At 64.3% G+C, this 8,985-nt stretch carries 9 protein-coding genes; all 9 read left to right on the top strand.

The genetic code is table 11. The features are described 5' to 3' along the window. Positions 1 to 85 precede the first annotated feature (85 nt). A complete protein-coding gene (gene nth / locus EGJ34_RS03625) occupies positions 86 to 760 on the top strand; it encodes an endonuclease III (RefSeq protein WP_125359168.1) in 675 nt (224 codons plus the stop codon). Between the two features lie 182 nt (positions 761 to 942). Further along, the gene (locus tag EGJ34_RS03620) at positions 943 to 2,154 is read left to right on the top strand and encodes an OprO/OprP family phosphate-selective porin (RefSeq protein WP_185750050.1); all 1,212 of its coding nucleotides are present in this window, start codon (positions 943 to 945) and stop codon (positions 2,152 to 2,154) included. Positions 2,155 to 2,453: 299 nt separating this feature from the next. Next, on the top strand, positions 2,454 to 3,473 hold the full coding sequence (gene pstS / locus EGJ34_RS03615) for a phosphate ABC transporter substrate-binding protein PstS (RefSeq protein WP_125359167.1): 1,020 nt from the start codon (positions 2,454 to 2,456) through the stop codon (positions 3,471 to 3,473). Between the two features lie 344 nt (positions 3,474 to 3,817). Then, positions 3,818 to 4,912, top strand: coding sequence for a phosphate ABC transporter substrate-binding protein PstS (pstS, locus tag EGJ34_RS03610; RefSeq protein ID WP_125359166.1), 1,095 nt, complete (start codon positions 3,818 to 3,820; stop codon positions 4,910 to 4,912). 125 nt (positions 4,913 to 5,037) lie between these two features. Next, complete coding sequence (pstC, locus tag EGJ34_RS03605; RefSeq protein ID WP_125359165.1) at positions 5,038 to 6,006, top strand: phosphate ABC transporter permease subunit PstC; 969 nt, start codon at positions 5,038 to 5,040, stop codon at positions 6,004 to 6,006. After that, a complete protein-coding gene (gene pstA / locus EGJ34_RS03600) occupies positions 6,006 to 6,869 on the top strand; it encodes a phosphate ABC transporter permease PstA (RefSeq protein ID WP_125359164.1) in 864 nt (287 codons plus the stop codon). Before pstC ends, pstA begins: the two co-directional genes overlap by 1 nt. 19 nt (positions 6,870 to 6,888) lie before the next feature. Next, positions 6,889 to 7,719: a phosphate ABC transporter ATP-binding protein PstB gene (gene pstB / locus EGJ34_RS03595; protein WP_125359172.1), complete on the top strand. Its 831-nt coding sequence runs from the start codon at positions 6,889 to 6,891 to the stop codon at positions 7,717 to 7,719. 50 nt (positions 7,720 to 7,769) lie between these two features. Beyond that, the gene (gene phoU / locus EGJ34_RS03590; RefSeq protein ID WP_125359163.1) at positions 7,770 to 8,477 is read left to right on the top strand and encodes a phosphate signaling complex protein PhoU; all 708 of its coding nucleotides are present in this window, start codon (positions 7,770 to 7,772) and stop codon (positions 8,475 to 8,477) included. A gap of 133 nt (positions 8,478 to 8,610) precedes the next feature. After that, complete coding sequence (locus EGJ34_RS03585; protein WP_125359162.1) at positions 8,611 to 8,961, top strand: RcnB family protein; 351 nt, start codon at positions 8,611 to 8,613, stop codon at positions 8,959 to 8,961. The last annotated feature ends 24 nt before the right edge of the window (positions 8,962 to 8,985 follow it).

Raw genomic sequence — 8,985 nt, 5'->3', positions numbered from 1 at the left:
CCCCCGACCTCAAACCCGCCCTGCCTGCCGCTGCCGCCGCCATTCTGGCGCGGGCCAAGGCCAAGGCCGCCGGAAAACCGACCTGATGCCCCCTGCAACCAAGGCTGCGCCGCGCAGCGCGCGCATGCCCAAAGCCGACGTGGTGGAAATGTTCACCCGCCTGCGTGAACTCAATCCGCATCCGAAAACCGAACTGGAATACAGCTCGCCGTTCGAACTGCTGGTCGCGGTCGCGCTGTCCGCGCAGGCCACCGACGTCGGCGTAAACAAGGCCACCCGAAAACTGTTCCCCGTGGCCAACACGCCACAGGCGATCCTTGCGTTGGGCGAAGACGGCCTGAAGAAATACATCTCGACGATCGGTCTGTTCAATGCCAAGGCGAAAAATGTGATCGCCACCTGCCGCTTGTTGATCGAACAGCACGGGGGAGAAGTCCCACGCGACCGCGCCGCGCTCGAAGCGCTGCCCGGCGTCGGCCGCAAAACCGCCAACGTAGTGCTCAACACCGCCTTTGGCCAACCCGTCATGGCCGTGGACACCCACATCTTCCGGGTCGCCAACCGCACCGGCCTGGCCCCGGGCAAGGACGTGCGCGCCGTCGAAGACCTGCTGGTGAAGGTGATTCCGGCCGAGTTCCTGCTCGACGCCCACCACTGGCTGATCCTGCACGGCCGCTATGTGTGCAAGGCGCGCAAGCCGGACTGCCCGCAGTGCGTGATCCGCGACCTGTGCCGCTTCAAGCAGAAAACCGCCGCCTGAACCGGGCGGCGTGACTGCCATCTGCGCGCAATCGCGCAGTCATCTGGCTCTGGCATCAATGGCAGCCCTTGACGGCGCGTGGCTCCGTGCCGGTGCCGTATTGTCTGGAACTGTCACATTTACGCAATCTTCACGATCTAGCCTGCGCAGCATCTTCCCACCTGCCTGCAAGGCTCCTCTCCATGAAACTGCATCGCCAACTCCTCACTGCGGCCGTGGTCGCCGCGCTGTACGTGCCGGCCGCTCACGCCGAAGTGGCCATCGACGTGATCGGTGGTTCGGAGATCACGTTTGAAGGCCTGGTCCAGGCCGACGGCAACTGGTTCGACAACGATGTGACCGACCTCAACGGCGGCGACGCAGGCAACGGCAAGGACAGCGAGTTCGAGCTGCGCCGCGCCGAACTGGTGCTCAAGGGCAAGGGCCCGGGCAACCTGGAATGGGTCGTCGGTTACGACGCCAAGGCCGACAAGTTCCTCGACACCAACGTCAAGTACAAGCTGGGCGGCAACTCCAACCACTTCATCCAGGCCGGCCAGTTCAAGCAGCCCAACAGCCTGGAAGAACTGTCCAGCACCAAGAACAACGACTTCATCTCCAAGGCTGCGGTCACCAACACCTACGCCGTCGCGCGTCGCCTGGGTGGTGCCTACAGCTACGGTGACAACAACTGGTCGATCACCGCCGCCGCCTTCGGCCGCGAGCTGACCCGCAACCTGGCCCACGGCAGCGGCTACGGTGCACGTGGCACCTGGGCTCCGATCAACGAGAAGGGCCAGGTCCTGCACTTCGGCCTGAGCTATGTCGACTACGACACCGACGCCGACACCCTGCGCGTGCGTGCCCGTCCGAACGCCGACCTGGCCACCGCACGCCTGGTCGACAGCGGCAACATGACCGACACCGACAAGGTCAGCACCCTCGGTGCTGAAGCGATGTACATCGGCGGTCCGTTCAAGGCCCAGGCTGAGTACTACACCAGCAAGGCCAAGCGCATGACGCGCGACAACTACACCAGCGACGGCTTCTACGTCAGCGGCGTGTGGAACATCACCGGCGAAACCTGGGGCTACAAGAGCGGTGTGCCGAGCACCGGCCTGCCGGACGAGCCGGGCCGCGGCATGTGGCAGCTGGGCGCGCGTTACGACTCGATGAACCTGGACGACGGTGGCCTGCGTGCCAATCCGGTAGCCGGCGCTGCACCGATCGTCGACGGCGTGCTCGGCGGCAAGATGGACATCTGGACCGTGGGCGTGAACTACTACTGGCGTTCCAACACCAAGTTCATGCTGAACTACGTCATGGTCGACAGCAAGAAGTACAGCTCGTCCAGCCGTACCTTCGTCAATGACGATCCGAACATCCTGGAAGCGCGTCTGCAGTTCTTCTGGTAAGTCCGGGTAGTTGTCTGTAATAAAAGGGCGCAGCTTGGGCTGCGCCCTTTTTACGTTTTCGTTTTGGGGTCATGCGTTACCGGGCGTTGAGCCGTTCACGGCCGTCGTCTTGCGACCGACGCTACCTGCCGCCCGCGCGCGTGGCCATAGAGCCGGGCTTGCCCGGCTGCCTTTCGATCGACAGCGCAGCGCGCTGTCACAGGTCTTTCATATGACAGTCGCCGCGCTGTCACGAGATCGTTATGGAATGAGCGCCGGGCGGGACACCCCGCACCGTCATCCATCCCAGGAGCCACCCCGTGATCCACGCCTTCAAGTCGCGCCTTGCCGTAGCCGTCATTGCCGCGTCGTCCGTGTTTGCCGCCAATGCTGCTGATGTCACCGGCGCAGGCGCTTCGTTCATTTATCCGGTCATGTCCAAGTGGTCGGCCGATTACAACGCCGCCACCGGCAAGAAGGTCAACTACCAGTCCATCGGTTCCGGCGGCGGTATCGCCCAGATCAAGGCCAAGACGGTTGACTTCGGCTCGTCCGATGCGCCGCTGAAGCCGGAAGAGCTGGCCTCGGCCGGCCTGGCCCAGTTCCCGTCGGTGATCGGCGGCGTGGTGCCGGTGGTCAACGTGCCGGGCGTCGCTCCGGGCGCGCTGAAGCTGGACGGTACCACCCTGGGCAACATCTTCCTGGGCAAGGTGAAGACCTGGAACGACCCGGCCATTGCCGCGCTGAACCCGGGCCTGACCCTGCCGTCGCAGAAGATCACCATCGTCCACCGTTCCGACGGTTCGGGCACCACCTTCAACTTCGTCAATTACCTCTCCAAGGTCAACCCGGAGTGGAAGAGCAAGGTCGGTGAAGGCACCTCCGTGCAGTGGCCGGCCGGCATCGGCGGCAAGGGCAACGAAGGCGTTGCCGCTTACGTGAAGCAGATCAAGGGCGGCATCGGCTATGTCGAACTGTCCTACGCCCTGCAGAACAAGCTGGCCTACACCGCCATGAAGAATGCTGCGGGCAAGATCGTGCAGCCGAGCGATGCTTCGTTCTCCGCTGCCGCCGCCAGCGCCGACTGGGCCAACGCCAAGGACTTCTACCTGGTCATGACCAACGCCCCGGGCGCAGAAGCGTGGCCGATCACCGCCACCAACTTCATCCTGGTCCAGAAGCAGCCGAAGAACGCCGCCGGCGCCAAGGCGACCCAGGAGTTCTTCCGCTGGATCTACAAGAACGGCGACGCCCAGGCCAAGCAGCTGGACTACGTGCCGCTGCCGGACTCGCTGGTCAAGCAGGTCGAGACCTACTGGACGCAGAACCTGAAGTACTGATCGACCCGGTCACGACCAACGGTCGTGACCTACCGGTGAATCCTCACCGGTGCATTGACCGGTAGGTGCCGACCGTTGGTCGGCACTGCCGGAACAGAGCAACGGTGCCGCCAGGACCTCTCTCCCCTTGGCGGCACCCCGGGCGCGGATCGTCTGATCCGCGCTTTTTTGTTTCAAGCAGGCCGCTGCAGCTGTCTCGCTTTCGGCCAAAACGCATCTCAACCCATTGTTTCATAAGTCATTTGACCATGCCCGACCACGACGTCATACGGCTGTAACAAAAACATCATTTCATAGCAGCGTCAGCCGGCCAGCCCGGCCCTTTTCCCGCTATGGAGTGACGCATGAAACTGCAATCGGCCGGCTTCGCCGCCCTTTCCCTGGCCATCGCCCTGGGCCTGTCCGCCTGCAAGCCTGCCGCTGAAGGCCAGGCGACCGCCCCGGCCGCCGACGCCCCGGCTGCTGCTGCACCGGCCGCAGGCGACAAGGTCAGCGCCGAGATTTCCGGTGCCGGCGCTTCCTTCATTTTCCCGCTGGTGTCCAAGTGGTCGGCCGACTACAACGCCGCCACCGGTGCCAAGGTCAACTACCAGTCGATCGGCTCGGGCGGCGGTATCGCCCAGATCAAGGCCGGCACGGTTGATTTCGGCTCGTCCGACAAGCCGCTGTCCAGCGAAGAGTTGGCGCAGGCCGGCCTGGGCCAGTTCCCGTCCGCCATCGGCGGCGTGGTCCCGGTGGTCAACATTGAAGGCCTGGAAGCCGGCAAGCTGCGCCTGAGCGGTGCCCTGCTCGCGGACATCTTCCTCGGCAAGGTGAAGACCTGGAACGACCCGGCCATCGTCGCCGCCAACCCGGGCGTGAAGCTGCCCGACGGCAAGATCACCCTGGTCCACCGTTCCGACGGTTCGGGCACCACCTTCAACTTCTCCAACTACCTGTCCAAGGTCAGCCCGGACTGGAAGAGCAAGGTCGGCGAAGGCACCTCGGTACAGTGGCCGGACGGCGTGGGTGGCAAGGGCAATGAAGGCGTGGCCTCGTACGTGAAGCAGATCAAGGGTTCGATCGGCTACGTGGAACTGGCCTACGCGCTGCAGAACGGCATGCCGTACGCCTCGATGCAGAACGCCGCGGGCAACTGGGTGCAGCCGACCGCTGAAACCTTTGCCGCTGCCGCCGCCAGCGCCGACTGGGCCAGCGCCAAGGACTTCAACCTGGTCATCACCAATGCCCCGGGCGACCAGGCATGGCCGATCACCGCCACCAACTTCATGCTGATGCACAAGCAGCCCAAGGATGCCAAGCGCAGCAAGGACACCCTGGCGTTCTTCAAGTGGGCCTTCGAGAACGGCCAGGCCCAGGCCAACGAACTGCACTACGTGCCGCTGCCGGCGGAACTGGTGACCCAGATCGAAGGCTACTGGTCCAGCGAGTTCAAGTAAGAAAGCGCCCCTTGGGGCACTTCGCGTAGTGCCGGGCTCTGCCCGGCATTGCGGAATGCCGAAATCCCACATGCAGCCGGGCAGAGCCCGGCTCTACATCACTCATTTGGGCCCCAGCCTTTCCCATGAATGCCATCGCCCAGCCTGTACCTGCACCGTCCACGCGCGACATGCGTGACGCCCGCAACGACAAGATCTTCAAAGCGGTACTGGTCACCACCGTTGTCCTGGCCCTGATCGCACTGGCCTGCGCGGCACTGTCGATGCTGTGGGGCGGTCGTCACGCCCTGCAGGAGCAGGGCCTGAGCTTCTTCTACTCCTCTGACTGGAATCCGGTCGAGAACAAGTTCGGTGCATTGGCCCCGATCTACGGCACCCTGGTCACCGCCTTCATCGCGATGCTGATCGCCGTGCCGGTGAGCTTCGGCATCGCCTTCTTCCTGACCGAGGTGGCTCCGCGCTGGATGCGCGGCCCGGTGGGCACCGCCATCGAACTGCTGGCCGGCATTCCCTCGATCATCTACGGCATGTGGGGCCTGTTCGTGCTGGTCCCGGTGATGACCGAGTATGTCACCCCCACCCTCAATGAAACCCTGGGCGAATGGCCCTTGATCGGCCCGCTGTTCCAGGGTCCGCCGCTGGGCATCGGCGTGCTGACCGCCAGCTTCGTGCTGGCGATCATGGTCATTCCGTTCATCTCCTCGGTGATGCGCGAAGTGTTCCTGACCGTGCCGACCCGCCTGAAGGAATCGGCCTATGCGCTGGGTTCCACCAAATGGGAAGTCAGCTGGGACATCGTGCTGCCCTATACCCGTTCGGCGGTGATCGGCGGCGTGTTCCTCGGCCTGGGCCGTGCGCTGGGCGAAACCATGGCGGTGGCCTTCGTGATCGGCAACAGCGTGCGCCTGTCGCCCTCGCTGCTGGAACCGGGCACCACCATTGCCGCGCTGATCGCCAACGACTTCGGTGAGGCCACCGAGACCTACCGGTCGGCACTGCTGCTGCTCGGCTTCGTGCTGTTCATCGTGACCTTCGTGGTGCTGGCGATTGCCCGCCTGATGCTGATGCGCCTGGCCCGCAAGGAGGGCAACTGATGTCCACCGCCGCTGATTCGCTGTACCTGCGCCGCCGTATCGGCAACGTCGTTGCCATCGCGCTGTCGGTGGCCACCGCGCTGTTCGGCCTGTTCTTCCTGGGCTGGATCCTGTGGACGCTGGCCGCCAAGGGCCTGGCCGGCATCAACTGGAACCTGTTCACCCAGATGACCCCGCCGCCGATGCAGGAAGGCGGCCTGGCCAATGCCTTCTTCGGCAGCGCGGTGATGTGCGCGCTGGCCATTGCCATCGGCACCCCGCTGGGTGTGCTGGCCGGTACCTGGCTGGCCGAGTACGGCAACGCCCGCAAGGCCGGCACCGTGGTCCGCTTCGTCAATGACATCCTGCTGTCGGCCCCGTCGATCGTGCTCGGCCTGTTCGTGTACACCCTGTACGTGATGCAGACCGGCGGCAACTTCTCCGCCTTTGCCGGTGCGCTGGCGCTGGCCTTCATCGTGCTGCCGGTGGTGGTGCGCACCACCGATGAAATGCTGCGCCTGGTGCCCTCGCAGATGCGCGAAGCCGCGCTGTCGCTGGGTATCCCGCAGTGGAAGGTGATCGTGCAGGTGCTGTACCGCAGTGCTTCGGCCGGCATCGTCACCGGCATCCTGCTGGCGCTGGCGCGCATTTCCGGCGAAACCGCCCCGCTGCTGTTCACCGCCTTCGGCAACCAGTACTGGAACAGCAACGTGTTCCAGCCGATGGCCAGCGTGCCGGTGGTGATGAACCAGTTCGCCGGCAGCCCGTATGAATCCTGGCAGACCCTGGCCTGGGCCGGCGCCCTCGTGCTGACCCTGTTCGTGCTGCTGGTAAGCCTTTCGGCGCGCGGCATCCTGCTGCGCAACCGCATCTCCCATGACTGACTTTTCCGCGGACATCGCCATGAACGATCTCACCAATGCCGTGCCGATGCAGCGCATCGCGGTCCCGGCCTCGCACGAATCCCTCGGCAACCCGGCTCCGATCAAGCTGGCCGCCCGTGGCCTGGACTTCTACTACGACAAGTTCCACGCGCTGAAGGACATCCACCTGGAGATCCCCGAAAAGCGCGTGACCGCACTGATCGGCCCTTCCGGCTGCGGCAAGTCCACCCTTCTGCGCATCTTCAACCGCATCTACGCGCTGTACCCGAAGCTGGAAGCCAAGGGTGAAGTGCTGCTGGACGGCGAGAACATCCTGTCGCCGAAGTACCCGATGAACCGCCTGCGCAGCAAGGTCGGCATGGTGTTCCAGAAGCCGGTGCCGTTCCCGATGACCATTTTCGAGAACGTGGCCTACGGCATCCGCCACCATGAGAAGCTGTCCAAGGCAGACATGAATGTCCGCGTGGAGCAGGCACTGCGTCAGGGTGCGCTGTGGGATGAAGTGAAGGACAAGCTCAACCAGAGCGCGCTGGGTCTCTCCGGCGGCCAGCAGCAGCGTCTGTGCATCGCCCGTGCCGTGGCCCTGCGCCCGGACGTGCTGTTACTGGACGAACCGACCTCGGCACTGGACCCGATCTCGACCAGCCGCATCGAGCAGCTGGTGGAAGAGCTCAAGCACGATTACACCATCGTGATCGTGACCCACAACATGCAGCAGGCGGCGCGTGTATCGGACTACACCGCTTTCATGTACCTGGGTGACCTGATTGAACATGACCGCACTGAAGTGATCTTCTCGCAGCCGAACAAGCAGCAGACCGAGGATTACATCACCGGGCGGTTTGGTTAAGGCATTCCCCATCATTCAGCCGGGCAAGCCCGGCTCTACGGAAACCGATCATGAGCATTCCCAACGACCACATCGTCAAGAGCTACGACGAAGAACAGCAGCGGCTGGTGGCCGAGATCGTGCGCATGGGCGAGATGGCCGTCGCCCAGCTGGAAGCGTCGATGGACGTCATCGAAAAGCGTGACGACCACGCCGCCCAGCGCATCATCGCCAACGACGAAGCCATCGACGCGCTGGAACAGCAGATCAGCCACGACGTGATGCGCCTGGCGCTGCGTGGGCCGATGGCACGCGACCTGCGCGAGATCCTGGCGGGTCTGCGCATTCCGGCTGACATTGAACGCATCGGCGACTACGCGGCCAACGTCGCCAAGCGCTCGATCGCGCTCAGCAAGGCCCCGCCGCTGCCGCAGATCCAGGGCCTGCGGGCGCTGGGCCGGCTGGCGGCGCAGCAGGTACGCCGTGCCATCGAAGCGTACCGCGACAACGACGCAGCGGCGGCACTGGCACTGCGCGATGACGACGCCCGGCTGGACGCGCAGTACACGGCGCTGTTCCGCGAGCTGCTGACCTACATGATGGAAGATCCGCGCAACATCACCCCCTGCACCCACCTGCTGTTCATGGCCAAGAACCTGGAACGCGTGGGTGACCATGCCACCAACATCGCCGAGAACGTGTGGTTCCTGGTGCACGGCGAGCAGGCATTGCCGCCCCGCGAGAAGCGTGACGAGACCAGCAGCACCGGTCAGATCTGACCAGAACCGCACGCACGTTACATGCCGTTACAGGCCGATACCACGGTATCGGCCTTTTTAATTCCCTATTCAGCAAAAAAATCCCACTCTGGACCTGCGTTCCAACCGACGCGTCGCACCCAGAGGGATTGCCATGAAACGACTGATCGCCGCCTCGCTCGCCCTGAGTCTGCTGGCTGCCACCGGCTCTGCCTTCGCCGCCCCCGGCCATCATGACGACCGCAACCGCTACGAGCGTCATGACACCCGCCACGACCACCGCGACGATCACCGCAGCCGCTGGCACGGCCACGCCTACAAGGCACCGCCCAAGCGCGGCGGCTACCTGCCGCGTGACTACCGTGGCAGCTACGTGCGCGATTACCATCGCCACGGACTGCGTGCCCCGGCACGCGGGCAGGAATGGCGTCAGGTGGATGGGCGTTATGTGTTGATTGCCGTGGCTACCGGCCTCATCGCCAATGTGGTGCTCAACGGTCGCTGATCGGTGGATCATGCGCGCACTGCA

It is taken from the genome of Stenotrophomonas sp. 278 (genome assembly GCF_003935715.1).
GTDB classification, from domain to species: Bacteria; Pseudomonadota; Gammaproteobacteria; order Xanthomonadales; family Xanthomonadaceae; genus Stenotrophomonas; species Stenotrophomonas maltophilia_AH.
Note: the sequence above shows the minus strand (reverse complement) of the source record. Positions and strands in the feature narration are given on the sequence as shown.